The organism is Streptomyces sp. NPDC101160 (assembly GCF_044768205.1).
Classification (GTDB): domain Bacteria; phylum Actinomycetota; class Actinomycetes; order Streptomycetales; family Streptomycetaceae; genus Streptomyces.
Genome location: NZ_JBIWPJ010000004.1, coordinates 389609 through 411009 on the forward strand (window position 1 = coordinate 389609; position 21401 = coordinate 411009).

General features: G+C 70.0%; 23 protein-coding genes. 4 read left to right on the forward strand and 19 right to left on the reverse strand.

Annotated features, from left to right (window positions below):
- Positions 1–7: 7 nt before the first annotated feature.
- Positions 8–580 (forward strand): cob(I)yrinic acid a,c-diamide adenosyltransferase, encoded by a 573-nt coding sequence (locus tag ACIRSU_RS14795; RefSeq protein ID WP_403792026.1) that lies wholly within the window; start codon positions 8–10, stop codon positions 578–580.
- Here ACIRSU_RS14795 and ACIRSU_RS14800 read toward each other — a convergent pair.
- The gene (locus ACIRSU_RS14800) at positions 500–1132 is read right to left on the reverse strand and encodes a hypothetical protein (protein ID WP_403792028.1); all 633 of its coding nucleotides are present in this window, start codon (positions 1130–1132) and stop codon (positions 500–502) included. The two genes, ACIRSU_RS14795 and ACIRSU_RS14800, sit on opposite strands and share 81 nt — an antisense overlap.
- Before the next feature lie 161 nt (positions 1133–1293).
- On the opposite strand from ACIRSU_RS14800, the gene ACIRSU_RS14805 reads away from it, so the two are divergent.
- The 3 genes from ACIRSU_RS14805 to ACIRSU_RS14815 all read left to right on the forward strand — a co-directional run bounded on the left by ACIRSU_RS14805 (position 1294) and on the right by ACIRSU_RS14815 (position 5156).
- Positions 1294–2508: a histidine kinase gene (locus ACIRSU_RS14805; RefSeq protein WP_403792030.1), complete on the forward strand. Its 1215-nt coding sequence runs from the start codon at positions 1294–1296 to the stop codon at positions 2506–2508.
- An 11-nt stretch (positions 2509–2519) separates the two neighbouring features.
- Entirely contained in the window at positions 2520–3161 is a 642-nt protein-coding gene (locus ACIRSU_RS14810; RefSeq protein ID WP_403792570.1) for a response regulator, read from the forward strand.
- Positions 3162–3296: 135 nt separating this feature from the next.
- A complete protein-coding gene (locus tag ACIRSU_RS14815; protein WP_403792032.1) occupies positions 3297–5156 on the forward strand; it encodes a glycosyl hydrolase family 18 protein in 1860 nt (619 codons plus the stop codon).
- On the opposite strand, the gene ACIRSU_RS14820 is transcribed toward ACIRSU_RS14815, so the two are convergent.
- From ACIRSU_RS14820 to rpmE, 18 genes are all read right to left on the reverse strand, one after another.
- On the reverse strand, positions 5153–5779 hold the full coding sequence (locus tag ACIRSU_RS14820) for a 4'-phosphopantetheinyl transferase family protein (protein WP_403792034.1): 627 nt from the start codon (positions 5777–5779) through the stop codon (positions 5153–5155). The genes ACIRSU_RS14815 and ACIRSU_RS14820 overlap by 4 nt on opposite strands.
- Positions 5780–5919: 140 nt before the next feature.
- Complete coding sequence (locus tag ACIRSU_RS14825) at positions 5920–6366, reverse strand: DUF2550 domain-containing protein (RefSeq protein WP_403792036.1); 447 nt, start codon at positions 6364–6366, stop codon at positions 5920–5922.
- A 146-nt stretch (positions 6367–6512) separates the two neighbouring features.
- Positions 6513–6887: a F0F1 ATP synthase subunit epsilon gene (locus tag ACIRSU_RS14830; RefSeq protein WP_359523352.1), complete on the reverse strand. Its 375-nt coding sequence runs from the start codon at positions 6885–6887 to the stop codon at positions 6513–6515.
- A 111-nt stretch (positions 6888–6998) separates the two neighbouring features.
- Entirely contained in the window at positions 6999–8438 is a 1440-nt protein-coding gene (gene atpD, locus ACIRSU_RS14835) for a F0F1 ATP synthase subunit beta (RefSeq protein WP_403792038.1), read from the reverse strand.
- Complete coding sequence (locus ACIRSU_RS14840; RefSeq protein WP_403792040.1) at positions 8438–9355, reverse strand: F0F1 ATP synthase subunit gamma; 918 nt, start codon at positions 9353–9355, stop codon at positions 8438–8440. The genes atpD and ACIRSU_RS14840 overlap by 1 nt, the downstream gene beginning before the upstream one ends.
- A gap of 20 nt (positions 9356–9375) precedes the next feature.
- Positions 9376–10971, reverse strand: a complete 1596-nt coding sequence (gene atpA, locus ACIRSU_RS14845; RefSeq protein WP_403792042.1) for a F0F1 ATP synthase subunit alpha — start codon at positions 10969–10971, stop codon at positions 9376–9378.
- A gap of 129 nt (positions 10972–11100) precedes the next feature.
- Entirely contained in the window at positions 11101–11916 is an 816-nt protein-coding gene (locus tag ACIRSU_RS14850; RefSeq protein WP_403792044.1) for a F0F1 ATP synthase subunit delta, read from the reverse strand.
- Positions 11913–12458: a F0F1 ATP synthase subunit B gene (locus tag ACIRSU_RS14855; RefSeq protein WP_403792046.1), complete on the reverse strand. Its 546-nt coding sequence runs from the start codon at positions 12456–12458 to the stop codon at positions 11913–11915. The genes ACIRSU_RS14850 and ACIRSU_RS14855 overlap by 4 nt, the downstream gene beginning before the upstream one ends.
- A 41-nt stretch (positions 12459–12499) precedes the next feature.
- Entirely contained in the window at positions 12500–12733 is a 234-nt protein-coding gene (atpE, locus tag ACIRSU_RS14860; protein ID WP_010474382.1) for an ATP synthase F0 subunit C, read from the reverse strand.
- Between the two features lie 90 nt (positions 12734–12823).
- Positions 12824–13633 carry a F0F1 ATP synthase subunit A gene (gene atpB / locus ACIRSU_RS14865; protein ID WP_403792048.1) on the reverse strand — a complete coding sequence of 270 codons (810 nt, stop codon included), beginning with the start codon at positions 13631–13633 and terminating at the stop codon, positions 12824–12826.
- Positions 13634–13858: 225 nt separating this feature from the next.
- Complete coding sequence (locus ACIRSU_RS14870) at positions 13859–14272, reverse strand: hypothetical protein (protein ID WP_403792050.1); 414 nt, start codon at positions 14270–14272, stop codon at positions 13859–13861.
- Between the two features lie 263 nt (positions 14273–14535).
- Positions 14536–15873 carry an MraY family glycosyltransferase gene (locus ACIRSU_RS14875; protein WP_403792052.1) on the reverse strand — a complete coding sequence of 446 codons (1338 nt, stop codon included), beginning with the start codon at positions 15871–15873 and terminating at the stop codon, positions 14536–14538.
- Positions 15874–15990: 117 nt separating this feature from the next.
- On the reverse strand, positions 15991–17244 hold the full coding sequence (glyA, locus tag ACIRSU_RS14880) for a serine hydroxymethyltransferase (protein ID WP_403792053.1): 1254 nt from the start codon (positions 17242–17244) through the stop codon (positions 15991–15993).
- A gap of 329 nt (positions 17245–17573) precedes the next feature.
- The gene (locus tag ACIRSU_RS14885; protein ID WP_403792055.1) at positions 17574–18227 is read right to left on the reverse strand and encodes a protein-tyrosine-phosphatase; all 654 of its coding nucleotides are present in this window, start codon (positions 18225–18227) and stop codon (positions 17574–17576) included.
- Between the two features lie 28 nt (positions 18228–18255).
- Entirely contained in the window at positions 18256–18903 is a 648-nt protein-coding gene (locus ACIRSU_RS14890) for an L-threonylcarbamoyladenylate synthase (RefSeq protein WP_403792057.1), read from the reverse strand.
- A gap of 40 nt (positions 18904–18943) precedes the next feature.
- Positions 18944–19789 (reverse strand): peptide chain release factor N(5)-glutamine methyltransferase, encoded by an 846-nt coding sequence (gene prmC, locus ACIRSU_RS14895; protein ID WP_403792059.1) that lies wholly within the window; start codon positions 19787–19789, stop codon positions 18944–18946.
- A gap of 100 nt (positions 19790–19889) precedes the next feature.
- Positions 19890–20966, reverse strand: a complete 1077-nt coding sequence (gene prfA, locus ACIRSU_RS14900; RefSeq protein WP_403792061.1) for a peptide chain release factor 1 — start codon at positions 20964–20966, stop codon at positions 19890–19892.
- Between the two features lie 115 nt (positions 20967–21081).
- Positions 21082–21300 carry a 50S ribosomal protein L31 gene (gene rpmE, locus ACIRSU_RS14905; RefSeq protein WP_046909139.1) on the reverse strand — a complete coding sequence of 73 codons (219 nt, stop codon included), beginning with the start codon at positions 21298–21300 and terminating at the stop codon, positions 21082–21084.
- Positions 21301–21401: the final 101 nt, after the last annotated feature.

A 21401-nucleotide genomic window follows, 5' to 3' on the forward strand; every position in this document is an offset into this window, starting at 1 on the left:
TGGCCTCATGGTCAATCTGACGCGCATCTACACCCGCACCGGCGACCAGGGCACCACCGCCCTGGGCGACATGAGCCGGACCGCCAAGACCGATCTGCGGATCTCGGCCTACGCCGACGCCAACGAGGCCAACGCCGTCATCGGCACGGCCGTGGCGCTCGGGCAGCTCGACGAGGAGGTCGTCAAGGTCCTCGTCCGCGTCCAGAACGACCTGTTCGACGTGGGCGCGGACCTGTCGACCCCCGTGGTCGAGGACCCCGAGTACCCGCCGCTGCGCGTCGAGCAGTCGTACATCGACAAGCTGGAGGCGGACTGCGACCGCTTCCTGGAGCAGCTCGACAAGCTCCGCTCCTTCATCCTGCCCGGCGGCACGCCCGGCGCGGCGCTGCTGCACCAGGCGTGCACGGTGGTCCGCCGGGCGGAGCGCTCCACGTGGGCCGCGATGGAGGTGCACGGCGAGACGATGAACCCGCTGACCGCCACGTACCTCAACCGGCTGTCAGACCTGCTCTTCATCCTTGCGCGGACCGCGAACAGGGCGGTCGGGGACGTCCTCTGGGTCCCGGGCGGCGACCGCTGACCTCTCGCGTGCCGGATCCTGCGGGGGCTTCTTCGGCCAGATCGCGTACGACAGCGCGATCAGGCCGTGGATGCCGACCGCGCGCCAGGCGGCGAGGATCCAGCCCTTGAGCGACTCGGTGCGCCCGGCGTCGCCCACGTACCAGGTCGCGATCAGCAGCAGCGCCGTCGCCACCACGGCGCCGACCAGTGTGCCCAGCCAGACCGCGCCCTCGTGGCGGGCGCGGGCCATGCCGTGGCGGGGCGGCTTCGGCGGTGGCGGGCCGCCGCCCAGGCGGTGCGCGGCATGGCCGTCGAGCCACTTCACGGTGCGGTGGCCGTGGCCGACGGTGTAGCCGATGTAGACGGCGGCGAGCCCGTGCTTCCAGCTCGGGTCGGCGCCGTTCCTCAGGTCGACCGCGGTGACGACCAGCAGGACGACCTCGAGGAGCGGCTCGCACAGCAGCAGGGCGAGGCCGGTGCGCGGCATCCTCAGCAGATAACGGGCGGCGAGACCTGCGGCGAGCAGCACCCAGAAGCCGACCTCGCAGATCACGATGAGCGTGACGATCACGGCGCTCCCCTTTCGGTACGTCTCCAGGCTCGCGGCCGTCCGGGGCGGTTTCGTCGTCGGCGGTGAGGAACCGCGCCTACATCCTTCGACGGAGGAACGGCCGGGTACGGCTCGGTCCGTACGAGGACGTACGAGCCCCGGGCAGCGTGTTGGATGAGGACGTGCACCTCGCCCGACCGCTCCCCCGACCCCATCGCGACGACCTGCTGATCGCCTTCATCGGCCTGGCCGGCGGGCTGGTCCTCTGGTTCTTCGGTCTGTACGTGACCGGCAGCCACCTCTTCGGGCAGCGCTGGGCCTCGCTGATCCCGCTGACCGTGATGGCGGCCATGGAGGCGCTGCGCCGCACGGCCCCGCAGACCGCGCTGATCGTCGGCACCGCCACCATCGCCGCGAACCAGCTCACCAACGGCAACCTCGCCACCGTGCTGATGTTCACGGACGTGGTCTACGCGGCGGTCGTGTACGGCACGCCCGCCTCCGCCCGCCGCATCCCGTACACCACGGGTCTGGTCACCGTCGCCATCACCGTGGTGCTGCTGATCTGGTGGCAGAACGCGATCGCGCTGCTCGTCGGCGTCCTCTCCGGCATGATCAGCTTCCTGCCCGCGCTCACCGGCGCCATCGTGCGCAACCACCGGCAGGCCGCGGACGCCGCCCGGCTGCGGGCCGAGCAGACCGCGCTGCTCGCCGAGATGGACCGGGCCCAGGCGGTGACCGCCGAGCGCGCCCGGATGGCCCGCGAGCTGCACGACATGGTGGCCAACCATCTGTCGGCGATCGCGATCCACTCCACGGCCGCGCTGTCGATCGACGAGCCGGGCACGACGCGGCAGGCGCTGACCGTGATCCGGGAGAACAGCGTCGCGGGCCTCGCCGAGATGCGCCGGCTCATCGGGCTGCTCCGGGACAGCGACACCGACAGCGGGCCGGCCGCCGCGCCCCGGCTCTCGGGCCTGGCCGCGCTGGTCGCGCAGGCGCGGGCGAACGGCGCGTCGAGCGGCCTCACGTTCACGCTCGACGACTCCCGCGCTCAGGACGAGGAGCCCTTGCCGGCGCCGGTCGAGCTGGCCGCGTACCGGATCGTGCAGGAGTCGCTGACGAACGCCCTCAAGCACGCCGGGGCCGGCCCGGTCGGCGTGTTCCTGGCCCGCGACGCCAAGGCGCTGACCGTGCGGGTGACCAGCCGGTACGGGGAGCGGCCCGGGCCGCGCGCGCCGGGCTCCGGGGCCGGCCTGGTCGGCATGCGGGAGCGGGTGGCGCTGCTCGGCGGGGAGTTCGCGGCGGGGGCCGTGGCCGACGGGGACGGGGACGGGGCGAGGATCTGGCAGGTGCGGGCCGTACTGCCCGCTGAGGAAAGGACACCGGACGCATGACGACCGGACGCATGACGATCCGCATCGTGGTCGCCGAGGACCAGAGCGCGGTACGGGCGGGGCTCGTGCTGATCCTGGGCAGCGCGCCGGACATCGAGGTCGTCGGCGAGGCCGCGGACGGCGAGCGCGCGGTGGAGCTGGCGCGCGAACTGCGGCCTGACCTGGTCCTGATGGACGTGCAGATGCCCAAGCTGGACGGGGTGTCGGCGACCCGGCAGATCGTCGCCGAGCGCCTCGCGGACGTCCTGGTGCTCACCACCTTCGATCTGGACGAGTACGTGTTCGGGGCGCTGCGCGCCGGGGCCGCGGGCTTCCTGCTGAAGAACACGGACGCGAAGGACCTGCTGGAGGCGGTGCGCACGGTGGCGCGCGGCGAGGGGCTGATCGCCCCGGCGGTGACCCGGCGCCTGATCGCCGAGTTCGCGGCCCCGAGCCGGCCGGCCCCGCCGGACTCGGCGGCCCTGGACGGGCTGACGCCCCGGGAGCGGGAGGTCCTGTCGGCGCTCGGCGCGGGGCTCTCGAACGCGGAGATCGCCGTGCGCCTGGAGATGGCGGAGGCGACCGTGAAGACGCACGTGTCGAAGGTGCTCGGCAAGCTGGAGCTCCGGTCGCGGGTCCAAGCAGCGGTACTCGCCCGTGAGTTGGGAATCTGACGAGGAATCTGAGAGATCCGGTTCCGACGTTGGTCTGGACCTCTTGACGCTTGGTACAGACCTTTCTACGCTCACGGGGCGCGCGCAACTCACGGACCACCCCCACGTTGACCGTCCGCTACTTGAGGAGCACCGTTGAGCACTCAAGCACCGACGCGCAGAGCAGGGTTGAGACGCCGGGCCGCCGCCGGTCTCACCGCCCTCGTCCTGCCCCTGGCCGCGCTGGTCGGCCTCGCCTCCCCCGCCGAAGCCGCCACCTCCGTCACCGCCACGTACACCAAGACCCAGGACTGGGGCACCGGGTTCGAGGGCAAGTGGACGGTGAAGAACACCGGCACCACCACCCTCTCCTCCTGGACGGTCGAGTGGGACTATCCGGCCGGCACCTCCGTCACCTCCGCCTGGGACGCCGACGTCACCGGCGCCGGCACCCACTGGACCGCCAAGAACAAGTCGTACAACGGCAGCCTCGCGCCCGGCGCCAGCGTCTCCTTCGGCTACAACGGCGCGGGTCCCGGCGCGCCGAGCGGCTGCAAGGTCAACGGCGGCTCCTGCGACGGCTCCACCACCCCGCCGCCCGCCGATTCCGCGCCGTCCGCGCCCGGCACCCCGGTCGCGTCGAACATCACCGACACCTCGGTGAAGCTCACCTGGACCGCCGCCACCGACGACAAGGGCGTCAAGAACTACGACGTGCTGCGCGACGGCGCCAAGGTCACCACGACCACGGGCCTCACGTACACCGACACCGGCCTGACCGCCGGCACCGACTACAGCTACACGGTCGTCGCCCGCGACACCGCCGACCAGACCGGCCCCGCCGCCGGCCCGGTCGCCGTCCACACCACCGGCGGCGGTGGCGGCACCCCGCCCCCGACCGGCAACACGGTGAAGATGGGCTACTTCACCGACTGGGGCGTCTACGGGCGCAACTACCACGTGAAGAACATCGTGACCTCGGGCTCCGCCGCGAAGATCACCCACATCAACTACGCCTTCGGCAACGTCACCGGCGGCAAGTGCGCCATCGGCGACTCCTACGCCGACTACGACAAGGCGTACACCGCCGACCAGTCCGTCGACGGCGTCGCCGACACCTGGGACCAGCCGCTGCGCGGCAACTTCAACCAGCTGCGCAAGCTGAAGAAGCTCTACCCGAACATCAAGGTCATCTGGTCCTTCGGCGGCTGGACCTGGTCCGGCGGCTTCGGCCAGGCCGCGGCGAACCCGGCCGCCTTCGCCCAGTCCTGCTACGACCTGGTGGAGGACCCGCGCTGGGCCGACGTCTTCGACGGCATCGACCTGGACTGGGAGTACCCGAACGCCTGCGGCCTGTCCTGCGACACCAGCGGCCCGGCCGCGTTCAGGAATCTGATCCAGGCCACGCGCGCCAAGTTCGGCCAGAACGCGATCGTCACCGCGGCCGTCACGGCCGACGCCTCCACCGGCGGCAAGATCGACGCCACCGACTACGCGGGCGCCGCGCCGTACATGAACTGGTTCAACGTGATGACGTACGACTTCTTCGGCGCCTGGGCCGCGCAGGGCCCGACCGCCCCGCACTCCCCGCTCACCGCGTACCCCGGCATCCCGCAGCAGGGCTTCAACTCGGCGGAGGCGATCGCCAAGTACAAGGCGAAGGGCGTCCCGGCGAACAAGCTGCTGCTCGGCATCGGCTTCTACGGCCGCGGCTGGACCGGCGTCACCCAGGACGCCCCCGGCGGCACCGCCACCGGACCGGCGGCCGGCACGTACGAGCAGGGCATCGAGGACTACAAGGTGCTGAAGAACTCCTGCCCGGCCACCGGCACGGTCGCCGGCACCGCCTACGCCCACTGCGGCAGCAACTGGTGGAGCTACGACACCCCCGCCACCGTCACCTCCAAGATGAGCTGGGCCAAGGGGCAGGGCCTCGGCGGCGCGTTCTTCTGGGAGTTCAGCGGTGACACCACCAACGGCGAGCTCGTCGGCGCCCTCAGTGCCGGTCTGAACTAGCAGGAGCGGGGAACGATCCGGTGGGGCCCGCCCAGCAGGGCCACGGCCCCCCGGTATCCGTCCACCGCGTCCAGGTCGTACAGCCGCACCGGCGGGTGCGGCTGTCCGCCGTCCCGGCCCGGCTCCGCGTCCCGTCCCCGCCAGCCGAGCAGCTCCGCCGGCCGGTCGGGGGCGGCCACCGTGAGCCGCGCGGGATCCACCCGCAGCCCCTCCCCCGTCGCCTTCAGGACCGCTTCCTTGCGCACCCAGTACGTGGTGAACGCGGCGGCCCGCTCCGGCGCGGCCACCCGGTCGTACTCCGCCCGCTCGGCCGACGACAGCACCGGCAGCGGCAGCTCGGCCGACGGCTCCGGCACCCGCTCCACGTCCACGCCCACCGGCGCTTCGAGCGACAGCGCGACCGCGACCAGCTCGCCCGAGTGGGACAGCGAGAACTCCACGGGAACGTCGGCGAGATACGGCTTGCCGTGCGGCCCCTTGGCGAACGACAGCGAGGCGGGATCCCGGTCGAGCACCTCGCCGAGCACCGTACGCAGCAGCGCGTGCGCGGTCACGTACTGCGCGCGCACCCGCTCCTCGGTGAGCGACTCGTAGACCCGGCGTTCCCGCTCGTCGAGCAGCACGGAGAGATCACGGGCAACGGAAACGGCCCGGGCGGTCCACACATGGCACTCACCGGGCCGTACAGATATCTCGGTATCAGGCGACATCGACCCTCCCCCAGACTTCGTCCGGGGGTGCCCCCATCCAGCGAGAAAGCTCTCTAGGCCACATTGACTCGCTGGCCGGGCGGCGCCGCCTCCAGCCAGGCCAGGAAGCCGGTGAGCGCGTCCTCGCTCATCGCCAGCTCCAGGCGGGTCCCGTGGACCAGACAGCCCTGGATCACGGAGTCGGAAAGGAGCGCCAGCTCCTCTTCGCCCTCGGGCATCCGGCGCTCCAGGACCTCGATGGCCGAGCGCTCCAGGATCCGCTTCGGGCGGGGGGCGTACGAGAAGACGCGGAACCAGGCGATCTCGTCACCGCTGTAGCGGGCGACGCCGTACACCCAGCCCTTGCCGGAGAGGTCCGGCGTCTCGGGGACGTTCCATCTGAGGGAACAGTCGAAGGTGCCGCCGGCCCGCTGGATCAGCCTGCGGCGCAAGCCGAAGACGAAGAGCCCGATCACCAGCAGTGCGACGACCAGGCCGCACAGAAGCAGCGCGAGGAACATCCTCACCGACCTCCTCGCCGCTTCCCGTGGCCGGTGGACCCGGCCGGACCGAACACAACCTGCATCTGCATCGCCTCAGCCGCGGCACGGTCTGGAGGTGTTCCAGACCGTGCCGCGGCTGAGGGTAAGGCTCTCGGCGCGGTCCGCTAGCGGACCGCTACCGCGCGCAGCCGGACCTCGGCGCGCCGCTCGGCGGCGGCGTCCTCGTCAGACTTCGCACGCTCCAGCGCGCGCTCGGCACGCTGGGCGTCGATCTCGTCGGCCAGCTCGGCGATCTCCGCGAGCAGAGACAGCTTGTCGTCGGCGAACGAGATGAAACCGCCGTGGACGGCGGCCACGACCGTGCCGCCCTCGCTCGTACGGATGGTCACGGGGCCCGACTCCAGCACACCGAGCAGCGGCTGGTGACCGGGCATGACGCCGATGTCGCCGGAGGTGGTACGCGCGATGACCAGGGTGGCCTCGCCGGACCAGACACTCCGGTCCGCGGCGACCAGCTCGACGTGCAGCTCAGCAGCCAAGGGTGGCTCCTCGGGTCACCACCCGGCGGTGCTGCCGGGTGTTGGGATCAATTCTAGAGGGCGTGGAGAGAGGGGCGGGACCGTTCCCGCCCCTCTCGGGCGAGCCTGGGCTCAGGAGACGCCGAGCTCCTTGGCGTTCTTCTTGAGGTCCTCAAGACCACCACACATGAAGAACGCCTGCTCCGGGAAGTGGTCGAACTCACCGTCGCAGATCGCGTTGAACGCGGCGATCGACTCGTCGAGCGGAACGTCCGAACCGTCCACGCCGGTGAACTGCTTCGCCGCGTGGGTGTTCTGGGACAGGAAGCGCTCGACACGGCGGGCGCGGTGGACAACGATCTTGTCCTCCTCGCTCAGCTCGTCGATACCGAGGATCGCGATGATGTCCTGGAGGTCCTTGTACTTCTGCAGGATGCCCTTGACGCGCATGGCGGCGTCGTAGTGGTCCTGCGCGATGTAACGCGGGTCCAGGATCCGGGACGTGGAGTCCAGCGGGTCCACGGCCGGGTAGATGCCCTTCTCGGAGATCGGACGGGAGAGAACCGTCGTCGCGTCGAGGTGGGCGAAGGTGGTCGCCGGCGCCGGGTCGGTGAGGTCGTCGGCGGGGACGTAGATCGCCTGCATCGAGGTGATCGAGTGACCACGGGTCGAGGTGATGCGCTCCTGGAGGAGACCCATCTCGTCGGCCAGGTTCGGCTGGTAACCCACCGCGGAGGGCATGCGGCCGAGCAGGGTCGAGACCTCGGAACCGGCCTGCGTGAAGCGGAAGATGTTGTCGATGAAGAACAGCACGTCCTGCTTCTGCACATCGCGGAAGTACTCCGCCATGGTCAGACCGGCCAGGGCGACGCGCAGACGGGTGCCCGGGGGCTCGTCCATCTGGCCGAAGACCAGCGCGGTCTTGTCGAGAACGCCGGCCTCCTCCATCTCGACCATGAGGTCGTTGCCCTCACGGGTGCGCTCACCGACGCCCGCGAAGACCGACACACCCTCGTGCAGCTTCGCCACACGCATGATCATTTCCTGGATCAGAACGGTCTTGCCGACACCGGCACCACCGAACAGACCGATCTTTCCACCCTTGACGTACGGGGTGAGGAGGTCGACGACCTTCAGGCCGGTCTCGAACATCTCGGTCTTGGACTCGAGCTGGTCGAAGGCCGGGGCCTTGCGGTGGATCGGCCAGCGCTCGGCGTTCGCGACCGTGGACGCGTCCTCGTTGAGGACCTCGCCCAGGGTGTTGAACACCTTGCCCTTGGTGACGTCACCGACCGGCACGGAGATGGCCGCGCCCGTGTTGGTCACCGGGGCCTGGCGGACCAGACCGTCGGTGGGCTGCATGGAGATGGCGCGGACCAGGCCGTCGCCGAGGTGCTGCGCGACCTCGAGGGTCAGCGTCTTGGTGCCGCCGGTGGACGGGTCCGGCACCTGGACGTTCAGCGCGTTGTAGATCTCCGGCATCGCGTCGACGGGGAACTCCACGTCGACGACCGGGCCGATGACCCGGGCGACGCGGCCCGTGGCGGCGGCCGTCTCAACAGTGGTCGTCATTACTTGTCACTCCCCGCGGTCGCGTCGGCCAGGGCTGCGGTGCCACCGACGATCTCGCTGATTTCCTGGGTGATTTCGGCCTGGCGGGCCGCGTTGGCAAGTCGGGTGAGGCTGGTGATCAGCTCACCCGCGTTGTCGGTCGCCGACTTCATCGCGCGCCGCGTGGCGGCGTGCTTCGAAGCCGAGGACTGGAGCAGCGCGTTGTAGATCCGGCTCTCGACGTACCGCGGCAGCAGCGCGTCGAGGACGTCCTCGGCCGACGGCTCGAAGTCGTACAGCGGGCGGAGGGTGTCCGCCGGGCCGGCCTCCTTCGCCACCTCGTCGAGGCTGAGGGGCAGCAGCCGGGCCTCGACCGCCGTCTGCGTCATCATCGAGACGAACTCGGTGTAGACGATGTGGAGCTCGTCCACACCACCCTCGGCCGTGTCCTTCTCGATCGCCTCGATCAGCGGCTCGCCGATCCTCTTGGCGTCCGCGTACGACGGCTCGTCCGTGAAACCGGTCCACGTGTCGGCCAGCTTGCGCTCACGGAAGTTGAAGTGCGCGACGCCACGGCGACCGACGACGTAGATGTCGACCGCCTTGCCCTCGCCCTCCAGCTGCTTGATGAGCCGCTCCGCCGCCTTGATGGCGTTGGAGTTGAAGGCGCCGGCCAGACCGCGGTCGCTCGTGAGGAGCAGGACCGCGGCGCGGGTCGGGTTCTCCGCCTCGGTGGTCAGCGCGTGCTTGTCGTTCGCACCCGTGGCGACCGCGGTCACCGCACGGGTGAGCTCGGTCGCGTACGGGGTCGACGCCTGCACCTTGCGCTGCGCCTTGACGACGCGGGAGGCGGCGATCATCTCCATCGCCTTGGTGATCTTCTTCGTCGCGGTGACGGATTTGATGCGACGCTTGTAGACCCGGAGCTGCGCTCCCATGAGTCAGGTCCCTTCCGTCGTCACTTCGAGACGTTGACGGCGGAGGCGTCGTCGCCGAGCAGCTTGCCGTCAGACGTCTCGAACTGCTTCTTGAACTCGGCGATGGCGTCGGCGACGGCCGTCAGCGTGTCGTCCGACATCTTCTTGCCCTCGCGGATGGAGGTCATGAGAGCCGACTTGTTCTGGCGCATGAACGCCAGCATCTCGGCCTCGAAGCGACGGATGTCCGCGACCGGGACGTCGTCCATCTTGCCGGTGGTGCCGGCCCAGATGGAGACGACCTGGTTCTCGGTCGGCATCGGCTGGTACTGAGCCTGCTTGAGCAGCTCGACCATGCGCTGACCGCGCTCCAGCTGCGCCTTCGACGCGGCGTCCAGGTCGGAACCGAAGGCGGCGAACGCCTCGAGCTCACGGAACTGGGCCAGGTCCACGCGCAGACGGCCGGAGATCTGCTTCATGGCCGGGTGCTGGGCGGAGCCACCGACTCGGGAGACCGAGATACCGACGTTCAGGGCCGGACGCTGGCCGGCGTTGAACAGGTCGGACTCCAGGAAGCACTGGCCGTCGGTGATGGAGATGACGTTGGTCGGGATGAACGCCGAGACGTCGTTGGCCTTGGTCTCGACGATCGGCAGACCGGTCATCGAACCGGCACCCAGGTCGTCCGAGAGCTTGGCGCAGCGCTCGAGCAGACGGGAGTGCAGGTAGAAGACGTCACCCGGGTACGCCTCGCGGCCCGGCGGGCGGCGCAGCAGCAGGGAGACGGCGCGGTAGGCGTCGGCCTGCTTCGACAGGTCGTCGAAGACGATCAGGACGTGCTTGCCCTGGTACATCCAGTGCTGACCGATGGCAGAACCGGTGTACGGCGCCAGGTACTTGAAGCCGGCCGGGTCGGACGCCGGGGCGGCGACGATCGTCGTGTACTCGAGCGCACCGGCCTCTTCGAGGGCCGCGCGCACGGACGCGATGGTGGAGCCCTTCTGGCCGACGGCAACGTAGATGCAGCGGACCTGCTTGTTGACGTCGCCCGAGCGCCAGTTGTCGCGCTGGTTGATGATCGTGTCGACGGCCAGGGCGGTCTTGCCGGTCTGGCGGTCACCGATGATCAGCTGACGCTGACCACGGCCGACCGGGGTCATGGCGTCGACGGCCTTGTAGCCGGTCTCCATCGGCTCGTGGACCGACTTGCGCTGCATGACGCCGGGGGCCTGCAGCTCGAGGGCGCGGCGGCCCTCGGTCGCGATCTCGCCGAGACCGTCGATCGGGTTACCGAGCGGGTCGACGACGCGACCCAGGTATCCCTCACCGACGCCGACGGAGAGGACCTCGCCGGTGCGCTGCACCGACTGCCCCTCCTCGATGCCGCTGAACTCGCCGAGGACGATCGCACCGATCTCGCGCTCTTCCAGGTTCAGCGCGAGGCCGAGGGTGCCGTCCTCGAACTTAAGCAGCTCGTTCGCCATGGCCGAGGGAAGACCCTCGACCTTCGCGATACCGTCGCCGGCCAGGCTGACCGTGCCGACCTCCTCGCGCGAGGCCGCGTCCGGCTGGTACGACTGGACGAAGTTCTCCAGCGCGTCCCGGATCTCCTCCGGCCGGATCGTGAGCTCCGCCATCTGGGTTCCCTGCTCTCCTTGTTGGGCCCGAAGTTTCTTAGGGGTCTGGGGGCGACCCCCAGGAATCTTCTGCAATCTCTGCACGGCCCAACCGGGCCGCTGGTCATGCTTGTTCAGTTCTGGCCGAGGTCAGCCGGCCAGGCGGCGGGTCGCCTCGTCGAGGCGCTCCGCGATGGTGCCGTTGATGACCTCGTCGCCGACGCGCACCGCGATCCCGCCGAGGACCGTCGGGTCCACGTCCAGGTTCAGGTGCATCTGGCGGCCGTACAGCTTGGCCAGAACGGCGCCGAGGCGCTGCTTCTGCTGGTCGGTGAGCGGCACCGCCGAGGTGACCACGGCGACCATCCGGTCCCGGCGCGCCGCAGCGAGCTTGGACAGGGACTCGAGTCCCGCTTCCAGGCTACGTCCCCGGGGCTGGGTCACGAGACGGACGACCAGGCGCTCGGTGACCACGTTCACCTTGCCGCCGAGCAGGCTGCGCAGCAGCTCGCCCTTGGCGGTGGCGGTGGCCTTCTTGTCCGTCAGCGCCGAGCGGAGCTCGTTGCTGGAGGAGACGATCCGGCCGAACCGGAACAGCTCGTCCTCGACGTCGTCGAGGCCGCCCGCCTTCTGGGCGGCGGTGAGGTCGGCGATGTTCGCCAGCTCCTCGACGCCGTCCACCAGGTCGCGCGAACGCGACCAGCGGGAGCGCACCATGCCCGAGACGATGTCGACGGCCTCGCCACCGACCTGTCCGGCCAGGAGTCGCTGCGCGAGCTCGGCCTTGGCCTCGCCCGCCTGCGCCGGGTCGGTCAGGACCCGACGCAGCGACACCTCGCGGTCGAGCAGCGCGGTGACCGCGGCCAGCTCTCCCGCGAGCTTGCCCGCGTCCACCGACGTGTTGTCCGTCAGCGCGTCGAGGGCCTCACGTGCGGCACTCAGTGCCTCGCGGCTCGCTCCGTTCATCGCACGGCCTCGGCCTTCTCCTCGAGCTCGTCGAGGAAGCGGTCGATGGTCCGGCTCTGACGAGCGTGGTCCTCGAGGGCCTCGCCGACCAGCTTCGCGGCCAGGTCGGTGGCGAGCTTGCCGACGTCCTGGCGCAGCGTGGCGGTCGCGGCCTTGCGGTCGGCCTCGAGCTGGGCCTGACCGGCGGCGACGATCTCCTCGCGCTGGCGCGTGCCTTCCGCCTTCATCTGCTCGATGATCGCGGCGCCCTGCTCGTTCGCCTCCTGGCGGAGACGCGCGGCTTCGTGGCGGGCCTCGGCGAGCTGAGCCTTGTACTGCTCCAGCACACTCTGAGCCTCGATCTGGGCCGATTCGGCCTTCTCGATGCCACCCTCGATGGCCTCGCGGCGCTCGTCCAGAACCTTGTTGATGTTCGGGAGGAGCTTCTTGGCGAGGAAGCCGAAGACGATGACGAAGGCGATCAGGCCGATGACGAGCTCGTCGAGATGCGGGATGAGCGGAGGCTGCTCCTCCGCCGCTTCCGCAAGAAGCAGAGCGTTCACATCAGTGCCTTCCGTAAAAGAATCGGGCTGTCAGGGCCGGCTTACTTGTAGACGAAGCCCATGACGATGCCGATGAGGGCGAGCGCCTCACAGAAGGCGAAACCCATGATCTGGTTGGTACGGATCAGGCCGGCCGCCTCGGGCTGACGGGCGAGGGCCTGGGTGCCGTTACCGAAGATGATGCCGACGCCGACGCCGGGGCCGATGGCAGCGAGGCCGTAGCCGATGGAGGCGACGTTTCCGTTGACGGCGGCGAGAGTCTCGAGAGCGGACATGCCGGTTCTTCCTTCTCTTTCAAGGACCCGGTGGGGGTTGGCCACCGGACGACTGTTGGTAAGGGGGTGTGGTGCTGCTGCCGGGCCGGCTCAGTGGTGCTCGGAGAGCGCGCCCTGGACGTAGCTGCAGGCCAGGAGGACGAAGACGTACGCCTGGACGGCCTGGATGAAGAGCTCGAAGGCGGTCATGATGATGACCATCACGAAGGAGGCGCCGGCGTAGACGAAGCCGAGGCCGTTCATGAGGTACCAGGTGGCCAGCGAGAACATCACGATCAGCAGGTGACCGGCGAACATGTTCGCGAACAGTCGGACCGCGTGCGTGAAGGGCCGGATGAGCAGGTTCGAGAAGAACTCGAGAACGACGACCAGGGGAAGGATCGGGCCGAGCGACTTGTCATAGCCGACGATGTTCTTCCAGCCGCCGACGAAGCCGTGCTTCTTGAAGGTCAGCGAGAGCCACAGCACGTACACGATCAGCGCGAGCGCCGCCGGGAAGCCGATCAGCGAGGTGACCGGGAACTGGGCCAGCGGGATGATGGACCAGAGGTTCATGATCCACACGAAGAAGAACAGCGAGACCATGAACGGCACGTACTTCTGGCCGTCCTTCTTGCCGATGATCTCGTAGACGATGCCGCGGCGGACGAAGTCGTAACCGGCCTCGCCGACCATCTGCATCTTGCCGGGGATCAGCTTCGGCTTGTTGAAAGCGGCCCAGAAGAAGCCGACGACCACGATCGAACCCAGGATGGCGAGCAGCATCGGCTTGGTGAACTCGAAGCTGCCCACGGTGAAGATGGGCTCGTACATGAACGTGTGCAGCCCCGGCGCCGGGAAGCCACATCCAGAGAAGATGTGGCAATCCGGGTCGAAGGCAAGCGTCTGGTCAGCACTCACCGCGGGCTCCTTCAGCGTGGCGCATAGGTACGGCAACCTCGTTGTGTCGGCGCGGCACGCAGCCGCGGGTCGGCACTGGACTGGTCTTACGGATAAGGGGGCGGCGGTTCGGCATCGAGCCTCGCGCTGGGTCAGGCGCCGCTTCGGATGCCCGCGCCCGCAGTGCCGCAGTTGGCACCGGACGATAGCAGGAAGCCGAACGCGTCTTTATCCCGGCCCTACCCTTCACGGCTTCGGCCCCGATTTGTCGGGGTCGACATACATGATCTTGGCCTTCAGATAGGCCCGGGCCTGTGCGGCGACCCACACGACGGTGGTTCCGAGCAGCGTGAAGGCGAAGGCCTTGAAGTCGAACGCCGTGGTGTCCTTCAGCAAGGCCAAGAAGATGAAGAGCAGGAGCAGTTGGGCCGCGTAGAGCATGAGCAGCATCGGCTGGAACAACTGCGGAAGCTTCTTCGCCGTCCGCTGCAGAACCACCAGCCCGATGCCCATGAAGAGGATCACGACCGCGGTGCCGACGACGGCGCCGAGCGCGCCCTTGCCACCGGCGACCACACCGCTGACAACCGTGGCGATGATGCCGGCGGCGGCGGTGGGCACTGCGGTGAGCAGCAGGGTGCGTGCGTCGTTGGACGGCATGGCGGTGTCTCCGCTTGCTGGAGGGGGCGATGGTGTCGTCATGGACGAGCGTAAGCCCGGTCCGAGGTGGGTCTCGGGGCCTAAGGGACCGTCGCACTACGGTCTTTCGGCACTGTCGCCGGGTCTCGTGAACCGTATCACAAACTATTTGAATAGGTCTTTACCCGTGTGGTGTGCCAACTGTCACACGTGAGAGTGACCGCGCGCGTGTGTGCACGACAGGGCGTCGACTTGTCTGGTATTGGACCGGCGTGGGGCTTTCGTCAACCCCGCGCCCCGGCCTTACTCCGGTCGGAGAAACGCGAACGGTGGCCGATGGCGGTCGCTCCGTTGACTCCGGCGGGTACGGGCTCCAGCTCCTCCTCGACGCGGTCCTCCCCCGCGAGGTCCGCCGCCTCCGGCGCCTCGGGCTCGGTGTCGAGCACCGCGCGGACCCGGCGCCGGTAGCGCGGCGGGACGACCGCCTCGGCCCAGCGAGGGGCGCGCGGCGAGAAGCGCGGCAGCAGGAGCAGCACCAGGCCGACGGCGCTCAGCAGGACCACGCTGAGGACGATCCACATCGACGTCGAGTGCACCGAATAGGCCAGCGTGCCGAAGGCGATGAGCGCCGACCAGAAGTACATGATCAGCACCGCGCGGCTGTGCGAGTGCCCGATCTCCAGAAGCCGGTGGTGCAGGTGCCCGCGGTCGGCCGCGAACGGCGACTGGCCCTTCCACGTACGGCGCACGATCGCGAGCACCAGGTCGGCCATCGGGATCGCGATGATGGTCAGCGGCAGCACCAGCGGGATGAAGACGGGCAGGGCCGCGTGCGTCGCGGCCTTCGTCGAACCCTCGAAGATCTTCAGCGCGTCCGGGTCGACCTGCCCCGTGATGGAGATGGCGGAGGCGGCCAGGATCAGACCGATCAGCATCGAGCCGGAGTCGCCCATGAAGATCCGCGCCGGGTGCATGTTGTGCGGCAGGAAGCCCAGGCACATGCCCATCAGGATGGCGGCGAAGAGGGTCGCCGGGGCGGCCGCCTCGATGCCGTAGCTGAACCAGATCCGGTACGCGTAGAGGAAGAAGGCCGCGGCGGCGATGCACACCATGCCGGCGGCCAGACCGTCGAGACCGTCGACGAAGTTCACGGCGTTGATGGTGAGCACGACCAGGGCGACGGTCAGCAGCGTGCCCTGCCACTGGGTCAGCGCGACCGTGCCGACACCCGGGATGGGCAGCCACAGGATCGTCAGACCCTGCATCACCATCACGCCGGCGGAGATCATCTGCGCGCCGAGTTTGATCAGCGCGTCCAGCTCGAACTTGTCGTCGAGGACGCCGATCAGCCAGATCAGGGCGGCGCCGGAGAGCAGCGCGCGCGGTTCGTTGGACAGCTCGAAGACGCTGTTGAGGTTCTGCAGGTGGTCGGCGACCAGCAGGCCAGCGCACAGGCCGAAGAACATGGCGATGCCACCGAGCCGCGGAGTCGGTTCTCGGTGCACGTCGCGAGCGCGGATCTCCGGCATCGCGCCGGTCGCGATGGCGAACTTCCGCACCGGACCGGTCAGCAGATAGGTCACCGCGGCCGTGACACAGAGCGTCAGCAGGTAATCACGCACGGGCTGCCCCACAGGAATCGCTGGCCATCTCAGCCCCACACCCTAGCCGGGCCGTCCCCATGGTCGAGGACACCCCGGGCCCGCGAACGGTTCCACACGGCCCGCTTTCCCGCCCATTCACCGGCCATACGGGGGAAATCGCCCGGCAAGCTCGCGTACTTCCGCGCGTACCCTCGCCGTCTCCCGCGGGTCGTCCCGCAACGCGGTGGTGAACAGTCCGGCAATTCTCGCCATCTCCGGCGACCCCATGCCCTGCGTCGTCACGGCGGCGGTGCCGAGCCGGATCCCGCGCCCGTCCCCGTACGGCAGCGCGCACGTGTCGAGCACCATGCCGGCGGCGGCGAGCCGGGCGCGCGCCGTGCGGCCGTCGACGCCGAACGGCGCGGGGTCGGCGGTGATCAGATGGGTGTCCGTGCCGCCCGTCGTCACCGCGAAGCCCTCGGCGGCGAGCGCGGCGGCCAGCACCCGGGCGTGCTCGACCACCTGATGGGCGTACGTGGTGAAGGCCGGCGTCGACGCCTCCCCGAAGGCCACCGCCTTGGCCGCGATGGTGTGCATCTGCGCGCCGCCCTGCGTGAACGGGAACACCGCCCGGTCCACGCGCGCCGCCAGCTCCTCGCCGCACAGCACGAGACCGCCGCGCGGACCGCGCAGCACCTTGTGCGTGGTGCCGCAGACGATGTCGGCGTACGGGACGGGGCTGGGCGCCGCGCCGCCGGCGATCAGGCCCAGGGGGTGGGCGGCGTCGGCGATCAGATAGGCGCCGACCTCGTCGGCGATGGCCCGGAAGGTCGCGTAGTCGAGGTGCCGCGGATAGGAGATGGACCCGCAGACGATCGCCTTCGGCCGGTGGTGCCGGGCGAGCGCGGCGACCTGCTCGTAGTCGACGAGCCCGCTCTCGGCGTCGAGCCCGTACGGCACGAAGTCGAACCAGCGGCCGGAGAAGTTCGCCGGCGAGCCGTGCGTGAGGTGCCCGCCGTACGCGAGCCCCATGGCGAGCACCGTGTCCCCGGGCCGCAGCAGCGCGGCGTACGCGGCGAGCACGGCCGACGACCCGGAATGCGCCTGTACGTTCGCGTGCTCGGCACCGAACAGCGACATGGCCCGCTCGACGGCGATCCGCTCGACCGCGTCGGCGTACTCGCAGCCCCCGTGGTGCCGCGCCCCCGGGTACCCCTCGGCGTACTTGTTGGCGAGCCGCGACCCGAGCGCGGCGAGCACCGCGGGCGACGTGAAGTTCTCCGCGGCGATCAGCTGCAGACTGTCCCCCTGCCGCCGCGCCTCGCCGAGCAGCACATCGGCGACCTCGGGGTCCTGACGACGCAGCACGTCGAGCTCGTGCTCGGCTTCGGGTGGAGCGGTGACCGGCATGGGGGCACTCCGGGCGTGAGCGGGGGCCTAGAAATCCACTGTAGGCACGCCTGGGCCGCCGCGCGCCCCGAGTTGGTGCACTGGGACTACGCACCCGCCAAAACCCCGACGAGGCCCGCTCAGCGCTTCGCCGGGAACGTCCCACAGCCCGCGGGATCAGCGCTTCGCCGGCACGCCCGTCAGCGCCGTCACCACCGGGTCCAGCGCCTGATTGAGCCCCACCCCGACGCGCCCCTCGCACTGCTCGGCCCCAGGGGGCCTCCCCGGCTTCGGGCCGCTGCGCCGGCCTCCGACCGGCGGTCGCGGGCAACGCCCGACAGCCGGCGGGATCAGCGCTTCGCCGGCACGCCCGTCAGCGCCGTCACCACCGGGTCCAGCGCCTGATTGATCTCGTCGCCGATCGACCGGAAGAACGTGATCGGCGCGCCGTACGGGTCGTTCACCTCGTCCGCCTCCGCCGACGGGGCCAGGAGCCACCCGCGTAGAGCGGCGGCCGCGCGGACCAGGGCGCGGGCGCGGTCGACGGTGCCGTGGGTGCCGAGGGGGTCCGGGAGGGTGGCCGGGTCTATGGCGCGGACGAGGCGGGTGAACTCCTTCAGGGTGAAGGTGCGCAGGCCCGCCGAGTGGCCCATCGAGATGACCTGCGCGCGGTGGTCGCGCGTCGCGGTGAGGACCAGGTCGGCGCGGATGACGTGCTCGTCGAGGAGCTCGCGGCCCGCGAAGCCGGTGTGGTCGGCGCCGAAGTCCGCGAGGACGAGTTCGGCGTTGGCTTCCATCGGGGCGCCCTCGTGGCCCCAGGTGCCCGCGCTCTCCACGATCAGGCCGCCGCTCATGGGGTCGCCGAGCCGGTCGACGAGGGCATGGCGGGTCAGCCGCTCGGTGATCGGCGAGCGGCAGACGTTGCCGGTGCTGACGTGGAGGATGCGGAAGGTACTGCGGTCGAGCTCGTGCCCCGCTATGCCACGCCCCTCAGGGGCGGTCACTGTGCTATTCCTCGGTTGTTCGCTCCGCTCACGGGGCCACCTCGAGGTCGGGTACCACCTTCCGGAGCTCCTCCGCGCTGAGCGCGCCCTGGCGCAGCAGCACCGGCACCTTGCCCGTGACGTCGACGATCGACGACGGCACGATGCCGGGCGTCGGGCCGCCGTCGAGGTACACGGAGACGGAGTCGCCGAGCATGCCCTGCGCGGCGTCGCAGTCCTCCGGCGACGGGTGCCCGGTGAGGTTCGCCGAGGAGACGGCCATCGGGCCGACCTCGGTCAGCAGCTCGATCGCGACCGGGTGCAGCGGCATCCGGATCGCGACGGTGCCACGGGTGTCGCCGAGGTCCCACTGGAGCGACGGCTGGTGCTTGGCGACGAGGGTCAGCGCGCCGGGCCAGAAGGCGTCGACGAGCTCCCAGGCCGCCTCGGAGAAGTCCGTGACCAGGCCGTGCAGCGTGTTCGGGGAGCCGATGAGGACAGGCGTGGGCATGTTGCGGCCCCGGCCCTTGGCGGCCAGGAGGTCCGCGACGGCCTCCGCGCTGAAGGCGTCCGCCCCGATCCCGTACACGGTGTCGGTGGGCAGCACGACCAGCTCGCCGCGGCGCACGGCGGACGCGGCCTCACGCAGACCCGTCGCACGGTCCGTCGCCTCGTTGCAGTCGTATCGCCGTGCCATCAGTCCCGCTCCTCCTCGTACACGTCGTGCATCTGCCTGGTCATGGGGTCGCCTTGCGCGCGGTCGCGAAACGCGGCCGGTTGTTCAGGTCGGGGTGGTCGGCGGCGTCCGCCCAGCCGGCCTCCTCGTTGAAGATCCACGGCACCTGGCCGCCCTGGGTGTCCGCGTGCTCGATGACGACGAGCCCGCCGGGCCTGAGCAGCCGGTGCGCGGTGCGCTCGATGCCGCGGATGGTGTCGAGGCCGTCCTCGCCGGAGAAGAGCGCCATCTCGGGGTCGTGGTCGCGGGCCTCGGGCGCCACGTACTCCCACTCGGTGAGCGGGATGTACGGCGGGTTGGAGATGACCAGGTCGACCTGGCCGTTGAGCTCGGGCAGCGCGGTGAGCGCGTCGCCCTGGTGCACGGTGACGCGCGAGCCCTGGGCGTTCTTCCGCGTCCACACGAGCGCGTCGTCGGACAGCTCCACGGCGTGCACGCGCGAGCGCGGCACCTCCTGGGCCATGGCGAGGGCGATCGCGCCGGAGCCGGTGCACAGGTCGACGATCAGCGGCTCGACGACGTCCATGGCCCGCACGGCGTCTATGGCCCAGCCGACGACCGACTCGGTCTCGGGCCGGGGCACGAAGACACCGGGGCCGACCTGGAGCTCCAGGTAGCGGAAGAACGCGCGGCCGGTGATGTGCTGGAGCGGCTCGCGCGCCTCGCGGCGGGCGACGGCCTCCCAGTAGCGGGCGTCGAAGTCCGCGTCCTTGACGTTGTGCAGCTCCCCCCGCTTGACGCCGTGCACGAACGCGGCGAGCTCCTCGGCGTCGAAACGCGGTGAGGGAACGCCGGCGTCGGCCAGCCGCTGGGTGGCCTGGGCCACCTCGGCAAGCAGCAGGTTCACGCTGGTCCTCCGTGGTGCGGGTGGGGCTTTACAAGGTCGTGCGTCGTGCGCCGGCTCGTCGTGTGCGGCCTTACGCGTCTCCGCCTTACGCGTCGCGGCCTTACGCGTTGGCGAGCTTGGCGGCCGAGTCGGCGTCGACGCACGCCTGGATGACCGGGTCGAGCTCGCCGTCGAGCACCTGGTCCAGGTTGTACGCCTTGAAGCCGACGCGGTGGTCCGAGATGCGATTCTCCGGGAAGTTGTACGTACGGATCTTCTCGGAGCGGTCGACGGTGCGGACCTGGCTGCGGCGCGCGTCCGCGGCCTCGGCCTCGGCCTTCTCCTGCGCCGCGGCGAGCAGCCGGGAACGGAGGATGCGCATGGCCTGCTCCTTGTTCTGGAGCTGGCTCTTCTCGTTCTGGCAGGAGGCGACGATGCCGGTCGGCAGGTGCGTGATGCGGACGGCGGAGTCGGTCGTGTTGACGGACTGGCCGCCGGGGCCCGACGAGCGGTAGACGTCGATGCGCAGGTCGTTGGCGTGGATCTCGACCTCGACCTCCTCGGCCTCCGGCGTGACGAGCACACCGGCCGCGGAGGTGTGGATGCGGCCCTGCGACTCGGTGGCGGGCACGCGCTGCACGCGGTGCACCCCGCCCTCGTACTTCAGCCGCGCCCAGACGCCCTGGCCGGGCTCGGTGGCGCCGTTGCCGCCCTTGGTCTTCACGGCGACCTGGACGTCCTTGTAGCCGCCGAGCTCGGACTCGGTGGAGTCGATGATCTCGGTCTTCCAGCCGACGCGCTCGGCGTACCGCAGGTACATGCGCAGCAGGTCACCGGCGAACAGGGCGGACTCGTCGCCGCCGGCGCCGGCCTTGATCTCCAGGATGACGTCCTTGTCGTCGCTGGGGTCGCGCGGGACCAGCAGCAGGCGGAGCTTCTCGGTGAGCTCCTCGCGCTGCTTCTCCAGCTCCTTGACCTCGGCGGCGAAGTCGGGGTCGTCGGCGGCCAGTTCCTTGGCCGTCTCGATGTCGTCCGTCGACTGCTTCCACGCCTTGTACGTGCCGATGATCGGGGTCAGCTCCGCGTAACGCTTGTTGAGCTTGCGCGCGTTCGCCTGGTCGGAGTGGACCGAAGGGTCGGCGAGCTTCTTCTCGAGGTCGGCGTGCTCGCCGACCAGTTCCTCGACCGCTTCGAACATCGGATGCTCCTGGGGTGAATTCGTGAAGGGCTGCTGCGGGAAATACTGCGGGGACGGCAAAGCGCCGGTCCGGTGCCCCCGTGCGGGAGCGACCCAGGACCGGCGCAGTGACGTGCTACTTCTTGGCCGCAGCCTTGCCGAAGCGGGCCTCGAAGCGGGCGACGCGGCCGCCGGTGTCGAGGATCTTCTGCTTGCCCGTGTAGAACGGGTGGCACTCGGAGCAGACCTCGGCACGGATGGTGCCCTCGGTCAGGGTGCTACGGGTGGTGAACGACGCGCCACAGGTGCAGCTGACCTGGGTCTCGACGTACTCGGGGTGGATCTCGCGCTTCAAGGTGTCTCCTAGTTCCGGGAGGGCTCCGGGTCGCCCGTGCGGGATGCACATGCGTGAACCGGGGCCGACGTACCAGTCTGCCAGGACCGGCCGCATCTCCC

Excerpts from the sequence above, each read along its gene's own strand:
- ACIRSU_RS14795 (WP_403792026.1), top strand. The coding sequence starts at position 8 with ATGGTCAATCTGACGCGCATCTACACCCGCACCGGCGACCAGGGCACC.
- ACIRSU_RS14810 (WP_403792570.1), top strand. The coding sequence starts at position 2,520 with ATGACGATCCGCATCGTGGTCGCCGAGGACCAGAGCGCGGTACGGGCG.
- ACIRSU_RS14825 (WP_403792036.1), bottom strand. The coding sequence starts at position 6,366 with ATGTTCCTCGCGCTGCTTCTGTGCGGCCTGGTCGTCGCACTGCTGGTG.
- atpD (WP_403792038.1), bottom strand. The coding sequence starts at position 8,438 with ATGACGACCACTGTTGAGACGGCCGCCGCCACGGGCCGCGTCGCCCGG.
- ACIRSU_RS14840 (WP_403792040.1), bottom strand. The coding sequence starts at position 9,355 with ATGGGAGCGCAGCTCCGGGTCTACAAGCGTCGCATCAAATCCGTCACC.
- atpA (WP_403792042.1), bottom strand. The coding sequence starts at position 10,971 with ATGGCGGAGCTCACGATCCGGCCGGAGGAGATCCGGGACGCGCTGGAG.
- ACIRSU_RS14850 (WP_403792044.1), bottom strand. The coding sequence starts at position 11,916 with ATGAACGGAGCGAGCCGCGAGGCACTGAGTGCCGCACGTGAGGCCCTC.
- atpE (WP_010474382.1), bottom strand. The coding sequence starts at position 12,733 with ATGTCCGCTCTCGAGACTCTCGCCGCCGTCAACGGAAACGTCGCCTCC.
- ACIRSU_RS14870 (WP_403792050.1), bottom strand. The coding sequence starts at position 14,272 with ATGCCGTCCAACGACGCACGCACCCTGCTGCTCACCGCAGTGCCCACC.
- glyA (WP_403792053.1), bottom strand. The coding sequence starts at position 17,244 with ATGCCGGTCACCGCTCCACCCGAAGCCGAGCACGAGCTCGACGTGCTG.
- ACIRSU_RS14890 (WP_403792057.1), bottom strand. The coding sequence starts at position 18,903 with ATGGCACGGCGATACGACTGCAACGAGGCGACGGACCGTGCGACGGGT.
- prfA (WP_403792061.1), bottom strand. The coding sequence starts at position 20,966 with ATGTTCGAAGCGGTCGAGGAACTGGTCGGCGAGCACGCCGACCTCGAG.